Source organism: Type-F symbiont of Plautia stali, from assembly GCF_059731105.1.
Genome location: NZ_AP035909.1, coordinates 2,299,048 through 2,315,734, shown reverse-complemented (window position 1 = coordinate 2,315,734; position 16,687 = coordinate 2,299,048). Strand labels below are relative to the sequence as shown.

Here is a 16,687-nt window from a genome sequence, read left to right as displayed (position 1 = left end):
GACGTAAGGATTTTTTGTGCTGATAATTATAGGTTACCTGGTTGTTTTAGGCTCCGTGTTGGGCGGATATGCACTGGTCGGTGGCCATCTGGGCGCGCTTTATCAGCCAGCCGAATTATTAATGATCGGCGGCGCGGGTGCCGGTGCTTTTTTAGTCGGCAACAACGGCAAGTCGATTAAAAAGACCATGAAAGCGCTGCCGCTGTTATTTCGCGGCTCAAAGTACAACAAAGCGGTTTACATGGATCTGATGGCGCTGCTTTATCGTCTGATGGCCAAATCGCGTCAGCAGGGGATGTTATCGCTGGAACGCGATATCGAAGATCCCAGCCAGAGTGAAATTTTTGCTAATTATCCCCGCATTCTTGCCGATAAACAGTTAGTCGATTTCATTACTGACTATCTGCGTCTGATGGTCAGCGGCAACATGAACGCCTTTGAAATTGAGGCGTTAATGGATGAAGAGATTGAGACTTACGAACATGAGTGTGACGTACCAGCGCAGAGTATAGCGGCGGTGGGTGACGGACTGCCGGCATTCGGTATCGTGGCAGCGGTCATGGGTGTGGTTCACGCACTGGCGTCGGCCGACCGTCCGGCGGCGGAACTGGGTGCACTGGTGGCCCATGCGATGGTGGGAACCTTCCTGGGCATTTTGCTGGCCTACGGATTTATCTCTCCGCTGTCATCCGTTCTGCGTCAGAAGTGTGCGGAAACCACCAAGATGATGCAGTGCATCAAGGTGACGCTGCTGTCGAGCCTGAACGGTTATGCCCCGCAGATTGCGGTGGAGTTTGGTCGTAAGACGCTCTATTCCGCCGAGCGCCCGTCGTTCAGCGAACTGGAAGAGCATGTGCGTAACGCTAAGAACCCGGCTAAACAGACTTCGGACGAGGCTTCATGAAACACGGCAATCGCCCAATTGTGCTGATCAAAAAGCGCAAACATAAAGGCCATGAAGGCAGCCACGGTTCGTGGAAGATTGCCTACGCCGACTTTATGACGGCGATGATGGCCTTTTTTATGGTGATGTGGCTGCTGTCGATCGCAAACCCGCAGCAGCTGGTGCAGATAGCAGACTACTTTAAAACGCCACTGAAGGTGGCGATCACTGGCGGGCAGCGCAGCAGCGACAGCGAAAGCCCGATCCCCGGCGGCGGGGATGATCCGACGAAAAAGATCGGTGAAGTGAACAAAAAGGTCGATATGGATGCGCAGAAACGTCAGCTGGATGAGATCCGTCTCAACCGGCTGCGGGAGAAGCTCGATCAGATGATTGAGGCCGATCCGCGTCTGAAAACGCTGCGTCCGCATCTGATTATTAACATGGTGGAAGAGGGGCTGCGTATTCAGATTATCGACAGCCAGAATCGCCCGATGTTTAAGACCGGCAGTGCCGAGGTGGAGCCTTATATGCGCGACATTCTGCGTGCGATAGCGCCGATCCTCAATGACATCCCGAACCGCATCAGCCTGGCCGGACATACCGATGACTTCCAGTATGCGGGCGGCGACAAAGGCTACAGCAACTGGGAACTCTCGACCGACCGCGCTAACGCCTCCCGCCGTGAACTGGTGATGGGTGGCCTGGACAGCGGCAAAGTTTTGCGGGTGTTGGGTATGGCCGACACCATGCGCCTGAAAAATCGCGGCGGGAATGATGCAGTGAACCGCCGCATCAGCCTGCTGGTGTTGAACCATGACACCGAAGCGGCAATAGAAAAAGAGAACGCAGAAAGTGATGCCGTCCAGATCAGCGATCCGGCGGCCATTGAAAAAATTACCGCACCGCCAGCACCCCAGGGCAGCGCGGTGAATACAGCAGCCCCCTCACAGCCGAGGTGATTCCCGTGAGTATGGACATCAGCGATTTTTACCAGACGTTTTTTGATGAAGCCGATGAGCTATTAGCGGATATGGAACAACACCTGCTGGGCCTTGACCCGCAGGAGCCAGATTCTGAACAGCTCAACGCCATCTTCCGTGCCGCTCACTCCATTAAGGGTGGGGCCGGAACCTTTGGTTTTACGGTATTACAGGAAACGACTCACATCCTGGAAAACATTCTGGATGGTGCTCGTCGCGGCGAGATGCAGCTCAGCACCGACATCATCAACCTGTTTTTGGAAACCAAAGATATTATGCAGGAACAGCTCGATGCATATAAAACCGCGCAGGAGCCGAACGCGGAAAGCTTCAAATATATCTGTGAAGCACTGCGCCAGCTGGCGCTGGAGGCTAAAGGTCTGCCGGCAGAACTGCCGGTCAGCGTGGTGCCTGTCAGTGAAGAACCTGTCAGCACCAGCAGCAGTGGCCTGCGTGTTCAGCTGATCGACCTCAAAGAGAAAGAAGTCGATCTGATGCTGGAAGAGATGGGCAATCTCGGCACCCTGACCAACGTGCAGAAAGGCAGCACCACGCTGGATGTCTGCATCGATGGCGTGGGCAAAGATGACATCGTGGCGGTGCTCTGCTTCGTCATCGACGAAGCACAGATCCGCTTCCCGGAGGCGGACGACGCCGTTGCCGCACCGGTGGCGGCGGTTGCCGCGCCCGTGGTGGAAGAAGTCCACACGGCCAGCGTCACCGAACTGCCGGTGGCACCAGCGAAGCGTGAAAGCAAGCGCGCCGCGGCCCCGGCCAAATCAAGCGAATCCACCAGTATCCGCGTGGCGGTAGAGAAGGTTGATCAGCTGATCAACCTGGTGGGCGAGCTGGTGATCACCCAGTCCATGCTGGCGCAGCGTTCCGGCGAGCTGGACCCGGTCGCGCATGGCGACCTGCTGAACAGCATGGGTCAGCTGGAGCGTAATGCCCGCGATCTGCAGGAATCGGTGATGTCGATTCGTATGATGCCAATGGAATATGTCTTCAGCCGCTTCCCGCGTCTGGTGCGTGACCTGGCCAGCAAGCTCGGCAAAGAGGTTGAACTGACCCTGCTGGGCAGCTCGACTGAACTCGATAAGAGCCTGATTGAGCGCATCATCGACCCGTTAACGCACCTGGTGCGTAACAGCCTGGACCACGGTATCGAAACGCCTGAGAAACGCGTGGCGGCTGGCAAGGTTGCGACCGGTAACCTGACGCTCTCCGCGGAACACCAGGGCGGCAACATCTGCATCGAAGTCTCCGATGATGGTGCCGGCCTTAACCGTGAACGTATTCTGGCTAAAGCGCTCTCATCCGGCCTGCCGGTCAGCGAGAACATGAGCGATGAAGAGGTCGGCATGCTGATCTTCGCGCCAGGCTTCTCCACTGCAGAGCAGGTGACAGATGTTTCCGGACGCGGCGTAGGTATGGACGTGGTGAAACGAAACATTCAGGAGATGGGCGGTCACGTCGAAATCGCCTCGAAGCAGGGCAAAGGCACCACCATTCGCATCCTGCTGCCTCTGACGCTGGCCATCCTCGACGGCATGTCCGTTCGTGTGGCCGACGAAGTCTTCATTCTGCCGCTGAATGCGGTGATGGAGTCGCTGCAACCGCGCGCCGAAGAGCTGAAGCCGCTGGCGGGTGGCGAGTGCGTGCTGGAAGTGCGTGGTGAATATCTGCCGCTGGTTGAACTGTGGAACGTCTTTGATGTGCAGGGCGCGAAAACGGAAGCCACGCAGGGGATCGTCGTGATCCTGCAGAGCGCGGGCAAACGCTATGCGCTGCTGGTCGATCAGCTGATTGGTCAGCATCAGGTGGTGGTGAAGAACCTGGAGAGCAACTATCGCAAGGTGCCGGGCATCTCTGCCGCGACCATTCTGGGTGACGGTAGCGTCGCGCTGATTGTCGATGTCTCCGCCCTGCAATCTCTGAACCGTGAAAAACGTGTGGCCGGCGCTGCCGCCTGATTGAAAACGAAAAGGTAAATAACATGAATGGAATGGCAACCGTGACAAAAATTGCTGGCGAAACCGTAGGTCAGGAGTTCCTGGTTTTCACGCTGGGCGACGAAGAGTACGGCATCGATATCCTTAAGGTGCAGGAGATCCGCGGTTACGATCAGGTTACCCGTATCGCAAACACCCCTGACTTTATCCGTGGTGTAACCAACCTGCGCGGCGTTATCGTACCGATCATCGATCTGCGCGTGAAGTTTGCACAGCCCGATGTGGAGTACAATGACAACACCGTGGTCATCGTGCTGAATCTGGAAAACCGCGTGGTCGGCATTGTGGTTGACGGCGTCTCTGACGTGCTGTCGCTGACCCAGGATCAGATCCGTCCTTCCCCGGAGTTCGCGGTCACCATGTCTACCGAATACCTGACCGGTCTGGGTGCGCTCGGCGAGCGTATGCTGATTCTGGTCGACATCGAGAAGCTGCTGAGCAGCGACGAGATGGCGCTGGTCGATAACCTGCGCGCGTAAGGTGTTTATCACGGGCCGGTCTTAACCGGCCCGTGATCATTCTCACCGGTAATTATCCCTTTCTGTTCAGATAATAAACACGTCTCCCCCTCTGATTTTTTGCCTCCTCCTGCCGATACTTCAGACGTCACCTCAAATCACTTACTTTTTTCAGGGTTAATCATGTTAACGAAAATCCGTGTTGTCACCAGTCTGTTGCTGGTGTTGCTGGTGTTTGGGCTTTTACAGGCCATCTCCGGTTCTGTTTTTTACTCCGCGCTGAGCCACGACAAGCAGAGTTTCGCGGTCTCCCAGCTGGCGGCCAAAAATACTGAGGCACTGAACGACGCCTATCTCAGCCTGAATCAGAGCCGGGTCCTGCTGACGCGTGTTCAGTTACGTTTCGCCACCAGCAAACTGGAGGGCAAAACTGCCGACGTCGCGGGGCTGTTTGAAGAGAGCAAAGGATTCCAGCAGTCGGCAGAGGGCTTTTACCGGCTGTTCAAAGAGACACCGGACACTCCGGGACAGAATCAGCAACTTAACAGCCAGCTCGACCAGCGCTACGCGGATTATGCCGGGGCGCTGGGTGCCATGCAGACGGCGCTGCAGGCGGGCGATCTCACCGCCGCCGGTAAAATTCCGGTCGCCCCCAGTCAGAGTGCCTTTTTAACCCTCTATCGTGAGTGGCGTGCCGATCAGAATCGCCTGGCTTCGCTGGGCGCAGAGGCGAACAGCGCGGCCTACAGCCGGATGATGTGGATCCTGGGCACGATTCTGGTCGCCGTGCTGGCGGTGATTCTGCTCTGCTGGTCCGGACTGCGTAAAATCGTTCTGACGCCGCTGAACGAGAGCATCGATCACATCCGGCATATCGCCCGGGGTGATTTAACCCACACCATCGTCGTGGAAGGGCGCAACGAGATGACGCAGCTCGCCGCCAGTCTGCATGAGATGCAGCAGTCGCTGGTGCGTACCGTCAGCCAGGTGCGCGATGGCTCAGATGCGATTTTCACTGGTGCCAGTGAGATCTCCGCCGGGAATAATGATCTCTCCGCCCGGACGGAACAGCAGGCCGCCTCACTGGAGCAGACCGCAGCCAGCATGGAGCAGCTGACCGCCACCGTGAAACAGAACGCCGAAAACGCGCGTCAGGCGTCACAGCTGGCGCTCAGTGCCTCGCAAACCGCAGAAAAAGGCGGCAGCGTGGTGGATGGGGTGGTGAAAACCATGAGTGAAATTGCCGGAAGCTCGAAGAAGATTGCCGACATCACCAGCGTGATTGATGGCATCGCTTTCCAGACCAACATTCTGGCGCTGAACGCCGCCGTGGAAGCGGCCCGCGCCGGTGAACAGGGACGCGGATTTGCGGTGGTGGCAGGGGAAGTGCGCAACCTGGCGCAGCGCAGCGCCCAGGCGGCCAAAGAGATCAAAGGGCTGATCGACGACTCGGTCAACCGGGTCAGCATTGGCTCACAGCTGGTCGGCACCGCCGGTGAAACCATGAACGATATCGTCAGCGCGGTGACCCGCGTCACCGACATCATGGGCGAAATCGCCTCGGCCTCTGATGAGCAGAGTCGGGGAATCGATCAGGTGGGGGAGGCGGTCACCGAAATGGATCGTGTCACCCAGCAGAACGCCTCGCTGGTAGAGGAGTCTGCGGCCGCGGCGGCCTCGCTGGAAGATCAGGCCAGCCGGTTAAGCCAGTCCGTATCGCTGTTTAAAATCAGACGCGACGCTGCCCCACAGACCCTGACGAAGCATGTGCCGATCGCCGCCCCCGTGACCGCGCTGCCGGCCTCACGCAAAGCCCTGACGGCACCGGTCAGTGACACCCACTGGGAAACCTTCTGACCGCTGACAGAACGCCACACGCCAGTGAAACGCACTGGCGATCCGTGCGATTTAACGCTGCGCATCCTGCGGGCTGCGCAGCGCCCTCCGTGATTTTTCTGACTAAAGTCAAACTGATAGCCCCGCACTGATAAAAATAATTACAAAAGCCATTTTCGGTCTTCAGGTGCCGAAAAGCGTTAATTAATCCCGTAATCACGCCGATATAGCCGCTGCACCTTAATCAACCTGCAGGGGAACGAGATGTTAAAAAAAATAAAAGTGGTGACCAGTTTAATCGCCGTACTGGTTATCTTTGGCGCGCTCCAGTTAATTTCTGGCAGCCTTTTCTGGTCCGCTCTGAATAATGACAAAGCGGCTTTTGCACTGTCGCAGGTCTCTAACCGCAACGTCACCTCGATGACGGATGCCTATATCTCTCTGAACAACAGCCGCACCACACTGAACCGCGCCATGCTGCGGTTGCAGACCAGCATGGCGGCGCAGATGAACGGCGGTCAGCTGGATGATCTGATGAACCGCGCTAACAGTCAGTTAGCGGAAGCCGATCGTCACTTCAAAGTCTACTACGATCTGCCTGCCACGCCGGGCCTGGAAGTGGCGCTGCGTGACAGACTCGAAGCGGATTATGCGCAATATGAAAAAGGGCTGAAGGGGATGGTGGCGAGCCTGCAGGCCCGCGATCTGGAAGGGATGTTCAAACAGAACATCGAGCAGAAGCAGGTTGCCATGCAGGAGAGTTACAGCGCATGGCGTGAACGTCAGACTGAGCTTTCCGATCAGGGCATGGCGCAGAACCAGCGTGCCTTTACCCAGATGATGTGGCTGCTGGGCGCGATTGGTATTACGGTCATTGCCGTGATCGTCGCCTGCTGGTTTGGCCTGCGTCAGGTGCTGATTCAGCCGCTGCACCAGCTGCTGACCCAGATTCGTGCTATCGCGTCTGGCGATCTGACACAGCCGATTGTGGTTGATGGCCGCAACGAGATGAGCCAGCTGGCCGCAGGCATCCATGAGATGCAGCAGTCGCTGGTGATGACGGTCGGCAATGTGCGCGACGGCTCTGATGCCATCTTTACCGGCGCCAGCGAAATCGCTGCCGGTAACAACGATCTGTCGGCCCGCACCGAAGAGCAGGCCGCCTCGCTGGAGCAGACCGCAGCCAGCATGGAACAGCTGACCGCCACCGTGAAGCAGAATGCGGACAACGCCCGCCAGGCCTCTCAGCTGGCGCTGACCGCCTCGGAAACCGCTCAGCAGGGCGGAAAAGTGGTCGATGGTGTCGTCAGCACCATGAAAGAGATCGCGGGCAGCTCGAAGAAAATTGCTGACATCATCAGCGTTATCGATGGCATCGCCTTCCAGACGAACATCCTGGCGCTGAACGCCGCCGTGGAAGCGGCGCGAGCCGGTGAACAGGGTCGCGGTTTTGCCGTCGTGGCCGGTGAAGTCCGCAGCCTGGCGCAGCGCAGCGCACAGGCCGCCAAAGAGATTAAAGGCCTGATCGAAGATTCCGTGACGCGCGTCAACAGTGGTTCACTGCAGGTGGAAAGCGCCGGCAGCACCATGAGCGAGATCGTCGGGGCGGTCACCCGCGTTACCGACATCATGGGCGAAATCGCCTCGGCATCGGATGAGCAGAGCCGCGGTATTGAGCAGGTCGGACAGGCGGTGACGGAGATGGATCGCGTCACCCAGCAGAACGCCTCGCTGGTTGAGGAGTCGGCCGCCGCTGCCGCCGCACTGGAGCAGCAGGCCAGCGTACTGATGCAGGCGGTCTCCGTTTTCAAAATTTCCCGCGCCTGATTTTCCTTCCTTTGACTCTGGTGACGGCGTAAAGCCGTCGCCATCCATAAAGTTCCCTCACGTTGCGCCGATAAACAAAACGAATCGCAACCAATGAGGTGTTTATGTTTAGTCGAGTACGCGTTGTTTCCGGCCTGCTGTGTGTGCTGGCGCTGTTTGCGCTGCTGCAGCTGTTTTCCGGCGGAATGTTCTTCAAAACTGTCAGTTCAGATAAAGATAACTTTGCCTACAACCAGCGTCTGAATACGCTGCAGCAGGCTATGGGCACCTCATGGGTTTCGCTTGTTCAGGCGCGCAACACCCTCAACCGCGCCGGTATTCGTTTTCTGCAGGATGCGCAGATGGCGGGATCGGGTGCCAGCGTGAAAGAGCTGGTGGCACTGGCGGGTGAAGAGCTGAAACAGGCGGAAATCAACTATCAGATCTTCAACGATAACCTGTCGGAGAAGGGCAAAACGGCCGAAAACGTCCTGGCACTGCAGGCGAACTACAAGGCCTATCACGATGCGCTGGCGGAGCTGATGGTCTTCTTCACCACCGGCAACTTCAAAGGCTTTGTCGATCAGCCAACCCAGAGCTATCAGGACAAGTTCCAGAAAGATTACACCGCCTGGCTTGAGTACAACCAGGTCCTGGCGAAGCAGGGTGTCGAAGCTAACCAGCAGGCCTATACCCGTTCTATCACCATCGTGGTTGCCACGCTGGCGGTCACGCTGCTGATGATTATCCTGGTGTGGAACGTGATGCGCTCGGTGCTGATCCGTCCGCTGCGTCAGAGCATGGAACATATCCAGCACATTGCGCGTGGCGATCTGACTCAGCCGATTGAGATTAGCGTGCGAAACGAAATCGGTGAGTTACTGACCTCTCTGCAGCACATGCAGCAGGAGCTGGTGCGTACCGTACGTACCGTGCGTGATGGCTCTGACGCCATCTACACCGGTGCCAGCGAAATCGCTATCGGCAACAACGATCTCTCTTCGCGTACGGAAGAGCAGGCGGCCTCTCTGGAGCAGACTGCGGCCAGTATGGAGCAGCTGACGGCCACCGTGAAGCAGAACGCCGAAAACGCCCGTCAGGCGTCGAAGCTGGCGCTGACCGCCTCGGAAACCGCGCAGCAGGGCGGCAAAGTGGTGGATGGCGTGGTCACCACCATGAAAGAGATTGCGGGCAGCTCGAAGAAAATTGCCGATATCACCAGCGTCATCGACGGTATCGCCTTCCAGACCAACATTCTGGCGCTGAACGCGGCGGTTGAAGCCGCCCGTGCGGGTGAACAGGGGCGCGGTTTTGCCGTGGTGGCCGGTGAAGTGCGCAGCCTGGCGCAGCGCAGCGCCCAGGCCGCAAGAGAGATCAAAGGCCTGATTGAAGATTCCGTGAGTCGCGTGAATACCGGCTCGGTGCTGGTAGAAAGCGCCGGTGACACCATGAGCAACATCGTCAGCGCGGTAACCCGCGTGACCGACATCATGGGTGAAATCGCCTCTGCGTCAGACGAGCAGAGCCGCGGTATCGACCAGGTTGGCCTGGCGGTTACCGAGATGGATCGCGTGACCCAGCAGAACGCCTCGCTGGTCGAAGAGTCTGCGGCAGCCGCTGCGGCGCTCGAAGATCAGGCAAGTCACTTAAAACAGGCAGTTTCAGTGTTCAATATTGGTAAAGAATTTGTCGCTCAGGCCGTTAACAAGACAACGGCGACAAAAACCCTACAGCTTGATGCGCCGTTAGCCGTTGGCCGTCAGTCTGCTGCGCGCAGTGACGACAACTGGGAAACCTTTTAATCGCCCGTCGTCCGGCCGCCGTTTCGCGGCCGGACATCGCAGCAGAGTTAATGTATTCAGTTCGGGCCAGGTGCAGAGATGAAAAAATCGACGATATTAGATCAAAATGAGACGACAACGCTGCTGTCACAGATGGTGCAGCGCCTGCCGCTCTCCGATGCGCATTTTCGCCGTATCAGCCAGCTGATCTATCAGCGTGCCGGTATCGTACTGGCCGATCACAAGCGTGAGATGGTTTACAACCGTCTGGTTCGTCGTCTGCGCACGTTGAACATCGACGATTTTGGTCGCTACCTGGCGCTGCTGGAGTCCGACCCGAACAGTGCCGAGTGGCAGGCGTTTATTAACGCCCTGACGACCAACCTGACCGCGTTCTTCCGTGAAGCACATCACTTCCCGATTCTGGCGGAGCATGCACGTAAGCGCCAGGGCAACTTCAGCGTCTGGAGCACCGCGGCGTCAACCGGCGAAGAACCCTATTCGATCGCCATGACGCTGGCCGAAACGCTGGGGACCGGACCCGGCAAATTTCAGGTTCACGCCAGCGATATCGACACCCAGGTACTGGAAAAAGCGGTTTCCGGCGTCTATCGCCAGGAGGAGCTGCGCACGCTGTCACCGGCGCAGATGCAGCGCTTCTTTCTGCGCGGAACCGGGCCGCATGCGGGCATGGTGCGGGCGCGCCCTGAGCTCAGTGGGCTGGTCACGTTCGCCCAGCTTAACCTGCTGGCTAACGAGTGGGCGCTGCCGGGGCCGTTTGACGCCATATTCTGTCGCAATGTGATGATCTATTTCGATAAAGAGACGCAGGAGAAGATTCTGCGTCGGTTTGTCCCGCTGCTGAAGCCGGGCGGCATTTTGTTCGCCGGTCACTCAGAGAACTTCAGTCAGATCAGTAAAGAGTTCTGGCTGCGCGGACAAACCGTCTATGGACTGACGAAGGAAAGATGATGAGCAAAATCACCGTGATGTGCGTAGATGACTCTGCGCTGATGCGGCAACTGATGACGGAAATCATCAACAGTCATCCGGATATGGAGATGGTCGCTACGGCGCCGGATCCGCTGGTCGCCCGCGATTTGATCAAGCAGTTCAATCCGCAGGTGCTGACGCTGGATGTGGAAATGCCGCGCATGGATGGCCTCGATTTCCTGGAAAAACTGATGCGGTTACGCCCGATGCCGGTCGTGATGGTCTCCTCTCTGACCGGAAAAGGCTCCGAGATTACGCTGCGGGCGCTGGAACTGGGGGCGGTCGATTTCGTCACCAAGCCCCAGCTCGGCATCCGCGAAGGGATGCTGGCTTACAGCCAGATGATTGGCGACAAGATCCGCGCCGCGGCCCGTGCCCGTCTGCATAACCGCGCCGCGATGCCGGCCCCGGTGACGCTGAAAGCAGGGCCGCTGCTGAGTAGTGAGAAACTGATTGCGATTGGCTCCTCTACCGGCGGCACCGAGGCGATCCGTCATGTGCTGCAGCCGTTACCGGCGACCAGCCCGGCGCTGCTGATTACCCAGCACATGCCACCAGGCTTTACCCGCTCCTTTGCCGAGCGTCTGAACAAGCTGTGTCAGATCACGGTGAAAGAGGCGGAAGATGGCGAGCGTATTCTGCCGGGTCACGCCTATATCGCGCCAGGCGCGATGCATATGGAGCTGGCCCGAAGCGGTGCCAACTATGTTGTGAAGCTCAATGACGGCCCGCCGGTTAACCGGCACAAACCGTCGGTGGATGTGCTGTTCAAATCGGTGGCGATCAACGCCGGACGAAATGCGGTGGGGGTGATCCTCACCGGCATGGGCAACGACGGCGCCGCCGGGATGCTGGAGATGAACCGGGCGGGAGCCTGGACCATCGCCCAGAGCGAGGCCAGCTGTGTAGTATTTGGCATGCCGCGTGAGGCAATTGCCACAGGCGGTGTGAATGAAGTCGTGGATTTAAGCAACATCAGCCAGCACATGCTGGCGAAAATTAGCGCCGGACAGGCATTGCGTATTTAACAGGCCCGTCCTGCCGGGCGAGACAACTCAGGAGTAGATATGGCTGATAAAAACATGCGCTTTTTGGTAGTAGACGACTTCAATACGATGCGTCGTATTGTCCGTAACCTGCTGAAAGAGCTGGGCTTCAATAACGTAGAAGAAGCAGAAGATGGTGTGGATGCCCTTGGCAAACTGAAAGCAGGCGGTTTCGACTTCGTCATTTCTGACTGGAACATGCCAAACATGGATGGCCTGCAGCTGCTGCAGACCATTCGTGCCGACGCGGCGATGAGCACGCTGCCGGTGTTGATGGTGACCGCAGAAGCGAAGAAAGAGAACATTATCGCTGCTGCTCAGGCAGGCGCCAGCGGATATGTGGTGAAGCCTTTCACCGCCGCTACCCTGGAAGAGAAGCTGGGTAAAATTTTTGAAAAACTGGGCATGTAAGGAGATGTGATGAGCGACCTTCCGAAACCAACTATGGATGCCTCGGCACACGACATCATCAGTCGCATCGGGTCTCTGACCCGCATGCTGCGCGACAGCCTGCGCGAGCTGGGGCTGGATAAAGCCATCGCCGATGCCGCTGAAGCTATTCCTGATGCCCGCGACCGTCTGGATTACGTGGTGCAGATGACGGCGCAGGCCGCCGACCGTGCGCTGAACTGTGTTGAAGCAGCTCAGCCACATCAGGATAAAATGGAAGCCGGGGCAACTCAGCTGAAAGGGCGTTGGGATGAGTGGTTTGAGAACCCGATTGAACTGGGTGATGCGCGGGAGTTGGTGACGGATACGCGCGCATTCCTCGACGCTGTGCCAGAGCATACCTCCTTCACCAACAAACAGCTGCTGGCCATCATGATGGCGCAGGATTTCCAGGATCTGACCGGTCAGGTAATCAAGCGCATGATGGATGTGATCCAGGAGATTGAGCGCCAGCTGTTGATGGTGCTGCTGGAGAACATGCCGGAAGTCAGTGCAGAGAAGCGCCAGGAAGGCACCAGCCTGCTGAACGGGCCGCAGATCCACGCCGATGCTCCGGGCGTGGTAGCGAACCAGGATCAGGTTGATGACCTGCTGGACAGCTTAGGGTTCTGACCCGATGTTGTCCGCCTGCGGGCGGGCAACAGCGCTGTACTGCCGTAAAACAGGGTCACCCTCCGGTGGCCCCGTTCCGCATTGCCAGATTCATCCCCGAAAGAACGCCCTTTTTCCCCATCTTATCTCCGCTTTGACTTAAGCCAGATTTGGCATCCTATGCTCAGAATTCCTGCCAGCTGAGGTTTGTCGTGGCTGAAGAAAGCGACGAAGACAAAACAGAATCGCCCACGGCCCACCGACTTGAGAAAGCGCGTGAAGAGGGCCAGATTCCGCGTTCGCGCGAACTGACGTCATTACTGATGCTGCTGGCCGGCATCATGATCCTGTGGGTAGGCGGCAACATGATGGCGCACCGGCTGGCCGCGATGGTCGCCACCGGCCTCCGCTTTGATCATGGCATGGTCAGAGATGACAAAATCATTGTCAGCCACATCGGCGGACTGATCACGCAGGCGCTGATGGCGCTGCTGCCCCTGATGGGCGGGCTGGTGCTGGTGGCGATTGCCGCCCCCATGCTGCTGGGCGGTATCGTGTTCAGCGGCAAATCGATCAAGTTCGACCTGAAAAAACTGAGTCCGATGGCTGGTTTCAAGCGGATGTTTGCCGCTCAGGCCTGGACCGAACTGTTTAAAGGCGTGCTCAAAACCATTCTCGTCGGTGCCGTAGGCTGGTGGTACATCTGGAGCCACTGGCCGGAGATGCTGCGGCTGATCAGCGAAGCCCCGATTAACGCGCTGATCCACGGCATGGAGATGATCGCCGTCTGCTGTTCGCTGGTGATGCTGGGGCTGGTGCCGATGGTGGGATATGACGTCTTCTGGCAGCTCTACAGCCACTTCAAAAAGCTGAAGATGTCGATGCAGGAGATCCGCGACGAGCATAAGCAGCAGGAGGGTGACCCGCACGTTAAGGGGCGTATCCGCCAGCAGATGCGCGCCGCCGCGCGCCGCCGCATGATGGCGGATGTGCCGAAAGCTGACGTTATCGTCACCAACCCGACGCACTACTCGGTGGCGCTGCAGTACAACGAGAAGAAGATGAGTGCGCCAAAAGTCGTCGCCAAAGGCGCAGGCGAGATAGCCCTGAGAATTCGTGAACTGGGCGCGGAGCACCGCATCCCGGTTCTGGAAGCACCGCCGCTGGCGCGTGCTTTGTATCGACACACTGAGATTGGTCAGCACATCCCCGGCGCGCTTTATGCTGCCGTGGCAGAGGTACTGGCATGGGTCTGGCAGTCACGCCGCTGGAAGCGTGAAGGCGGCCTGATCCCAGCCAAACCAAAAAACCTGCCGGTTCCGGCAGAGATGGACTTTGCAGGAGAGAGCAAAAACGATGGCTAACAACCTGGCCGCAAAACTACGTTTACCGGGCAACTTTAAAGAGATGCAGTGGCAGGTGCTGGCAGGTCCGGTGCTGATCCTGATGATCCTGTCGATGATGGTGCTGCCTTTACCGCCATTCATCCTCGATCTGCTGTTTACCTTTAACATTGCGCTGTCAATCATGATCCTGCTGGTGTCGATGTTCACCCAGCGGACCCTGGAGTTTGCGGCATTCCCGACCATCCTGCTCTTCTCTACGCTGCTGCGCCTGGCGCTCAACGTCGCGTCGACCCGTATCATCCTGATGGAAGGACACACGGGTGCCGCGGCGGCGGGGCAGGTGGTGGAAGCGTTCGGCCACTTCCTGGTGGGCGGAAACTTCGCCATCGGTATTGTGGTGTTTATCATCCTCGTCATCATCAACTTCATGGTTATTACCAAGGGTGCCGGGCGTATCGCGGAAGTTGGCGCGCGCTTTGTGCTGGACGGGATGCCCGGTAAGCAGATGGCAATCGATGCCGACCTCAACGCCGGTCTGATCGGCGAAGATGAGGCCAAGCGTCGCCGTGCAGAGGTGACCCAGGAAGCGGACTTTTATGGCTCGATGGACGGTGCCAGTAAGTTCGTTCGCGGGGATGCCATCGCAGGCATCATGATCATGGTGATTAACGTCATCGGCGGCCTGCTGGTCGGCGTGGTGCAGCACGGTATGGATGTGGGTCATGCCGCAGAAACCTATACCCTGCTGACCATCGGTGATGGTCTGGTCGCTCAGATCCCGGCGCTGGTTATCTCCACCGCGGCCGGTGTTATCGTGACGCGCGTCGCCACCGATCAGGATGTGGGCGAGCAGATGGTCACCCAGCTGTTCAAAGATCCGCGCGTGCTGATGCTCAGCGCCGGGGTAATCGGTCTGCTGGGCCTGGTGCCGGGCATGCCTAACTTTGTCTTCCTGCTGTTTACCGCAGCCTTACTGGGTCTGGCCTGGTGGCTGCGCGGCCGCGAAATGCAGCCGAAGAAGAAAGTGGACAGTGCAGGCAGCATCAGTAACAAAGCGGCGGCGGACACGCCTGCCACCACGGAAGCCTCCTGGACCGATGTGCAACTGGAAGACACGCTGGGCATGGAAGTGGGCTACCGCCTGATTCCGATGGTCGATCATCAGCAAAATGGCGAGCTGCTGGGGCGTATCCGCAGTATCCGTAAGAAGGTCGCTCAGGATGTGGGTTTCCTGCCGCCGGTCGTGCACATTCGCGACAATATGGAGCTGCCGCCTGCACGCTACCGCATTCTGATGAAAGGGGTGGAGATTGGCAGCGGGGATGCGTACCCTGGCCGCTGGATGGCGATCAACCCGGGCACGGCGGCTGGCTCGCTGCCGGGTGAAGCGACAGTCGATCCCGCCTTTGGCCTGGCGGCGGTCTGGATTGACAGCGCGCTGAAAGAGCAGGCGCAGATTCAGGGCTTTACCGTAGTGGAAGCCAGTACCGTCGTCGCGACCCACCTGAATCACCTGATTGGTCAGTACGCCAGCGAGCTGTTTGGTCGTCAGGAAGCGCAGCAGTTGCTGGATCGGGTGACGCAGGAGATGCCGAAGCTGACCGAAGATCTGGTGCCGGGTGTGATCACGCTGACGACGCTGCATAAAGTGTTGCAGAACCTGCTGGTTGAGCGGGTGTCGATTCGCGATATGCGAACCATCATTGAAACGCTGGCGGAGCATGCGCCGGTGCAGAGCGATCCGCAGGAGCTGACCAGCGTCGTTCGTGTGGCGCTGGGCCGTGCGATTACCCAGCAGTGGTTCCCGGGTAATGATGAGGTGCAGGTGATCGGGCTGGACTCGACGCTGGAGCGGCTGTTGCTGCAGGCCCTGCAGGGTGGCGGCGGGCTGGAGCCGGGGCTGGCCGATCGGCTGTTAAGCCAGGCTCAGGCGGCGTTGCAGCGTCAGGAGATGCTGGGCGCGCCACCGGTGCTGCTGGTCAATCATCCGCTGCGTGCGCTGCTGGCGCGTTTCCTGCGCCGCAACCTGCCACAGCTGGTGGTAATTTCAAATCTGGAGCTGAGCGACAACCGTCAGATCCGCATGACCGCCACCATCGGAGGCAAATAATGCGCTGGCCAATTGCTCTGTTGTTGCTGCTGCCGCTGATGGCACAGGCGGCCGGCGGGGCCTGGAGTGGCAGTGCCAGCGGGCCACCGCTGGCAAACCGGGGCAGCTGGATGCGGTCGCAGCCGCTGACGCCCCCCACCGGTGTGGGCGGTGAGGTCAGCGTAATCAGCTGGCGTTATGAGCTGAGCCGGCCGGCGCCTTCCGGTCTGGAGGTGCGGCTCTGCGGCGTGCAGCGCTGCGCGACGCTGGAGGGGGCCAGCGGTGTGACGCGCGGGCTGGCCCATCTGAGTGCCGATGAACCGCTGCATATGGTGTTTGGTTTTGCCGGAAGCGGGGCGCTGCCGCCAGGTTTGCGGGTGGTCAGCAGCGAAGTGATGGTCAACTACGAGTAG

At 58.5% G+C, this 16,687-nt stretch carries 14 protein-coding genes; all 14 read left to right on the top strand.

Translation table 11 applies throughout. From position 1 onward, the window contains the following. Positions 1-16 precede the first annotated feature (16 nt). The 14 genes from motA (at position 17) to flhE (ending at position 16,687) form a co-directional block, all read left to right on the top strand. Complete coding sequence (gene motA / locus AC6I7A_RS10965; protein WP_009089665.1) at positions 17-904, top strand: flagellar motor stator protein MotA; 888 nt, start codon at positions 17-19, stop codon at positions 902-904. Beyond that, a complete protein-coding gene (motB, locus tag AC6I7A_RS10960; protein ID WP_009089667.1) occupies positions 901-1,845 on the top strand; it encodes a flagellar motor protein MotB in 945 nt (314 codons plus the stop codon). Before motA ends, motB begins: the two co-directional genes overlap by 4 nt. An 11-nt stretch (positions 1,846-1,856) precedes the next feature. Then, positions 1,857-3,839 (top strand): chemotaxis protein CheA, encoded by a 1,983-nt coding sequence (cheA, locus tag AC6I7A_RS10955; protein ID WP_181161907.1) that lies wholly within the window; start codon positions 1,857-1,859, stop codon positions 3,837-3,839. 23 nt (positions 3,840-3,862) lie between these two features. Continuing rightward, on the top strand, positions 3,863-4,357 hold the full coding sequence (gene cheW, locus AC6I7A_RS10950) for a chemotaxis protein CheW (protein ID WP_009089670.1): 495 nt from the start codon (positions 3,863-3,865) through the stop codon (positions 4,355-4,357). Positions 4,358-4,519: 162 nt separating this feature from the next. Beyond that, positions 4,520-6,193, top strand: coding sequence for a methyl-accepting chemotaxis protein (locus AC6I7A_RS10945; RefSeq protein ID WP_140028663.1), 1,674 nt, complete (start codon positions 4,520-4,522; stop codon positions 6,191-6,193). A gap of 243 nt (positions 6,194-6,436) precedes the next feature. Next, on the top strand, positions 6,437-7,999 hold the full coding sequence (locus AC6I7A_RS10940) for a methyl-accepting chemotaxis protein (RefSeq protein WP_498003598.1): 1,563 nt from the start codon (positions 6,437-6,439) through the stop codon (positions 7,997-7,999). Between the two features lie 104 nt (positions 8,000-8,103). Next, positions 8,104-9,780 (top strand): methyl-accepting chemotaxis protein, encoded by a 1,677-nt coding sequence (locus AC6I7A_RS10935; protein ID WP_046102009.1) that lies wholly within the window; start codon positions 8,104-8,106, stop codon positions 9,778-9,780. A 78-nt stretch (positions 9,781-9,858) separates the two neighbouring features. Beyond that, positions 9,859-10,731, top strand: a complete 873-nt coding sequence (gene cheR / locus AC6I7A_RS10930) for a protein-glutamate O-methyltransferase CheR (RefSeq protein ID WP_009089677.1) — start codon at positions 9,859-9,861, stop codon at positions 10,729-10,731. Next, positions 10,731-11,780, top strand: coding sequence for a protein-glutamate methylesterase/protein-glutamine glutaminase (locus AC6I7A_RS10925; protein ID WP_009089678.1), 1,050 nt, complete (start codon positions 10,731-10,733; stop codon positions 11,778-11,780). The genes cheR and AC6I7A_RS10925 overlap by 1 nt, the downstream gene beginning before the upstream one ends. Before the next feature lie 39 nt (positions 11,781-11,819). Beyond that, positions 11,820-12,209 (top strand): chemotaxis response regulator CheY, encoded by a 390-nt coding sequence (gene cheY / locus AC6I7A_RS10920; protein WP_003849158.1) that lies wholly within the window; start codon positions 11,820-11,822, stop codon positions 12,207-12,209. Between the two features lie 9 nt (positions 12,210-12,218). Continuing rightward, entirely contained in the window at positions 12,219-12,860 is a 642-nt protein-coding gene (cheZ, locus tag AC6I7A_RS10915; RefSeq protein ID WP_009089682.1) for a protein phosphatase CheZ, read from the top strand. A 191-nt stretch (positions 12,861-13,051) separates the two neighbouring features. Beyond that, the gene (gene flhB, locus AC6I7A_RS10910) at positions 13,052-14,203 is read left to right on the top strand and encodes a flagellar biosynthesis protein FlhB (protein ID WP_046102008.1); all 1,152 of its coding nucleotides are present in this window, start codon (positions 13,052-13,054) and stop codon (positions 14,201-14,203) included. Further along, positions 14,196-16,295 carry a flagellar biosynthesis protein FlhA gene (gene flhA / locus AC6I7A_RS10905; RefSeq protein WP_046102007.1) on the top strand — a complete coding sequence of 700 codons (2,100 nt, stop codon included), beginning with the start codon at positions 14,196-14,198 and terminating at the stop codon, positions 16,293-16,295. The genes flhB and flhA overlap by 8 nt, the downstream gene beginning before the upstream one ends. After that, positions 16,295-16,687, top strand: a complete 393-nt coding sequence (flhE, locus tag AC6I7A_RS10900) for a flagellar protein FlhE (protein ID WP_009089686.1) — start codon at positions 16,295-16,297, stop codon at positions 16,685-16,687. The genes flhA and flhE overlap by 1 nt, the downstream gene beginning before the upstream one ends.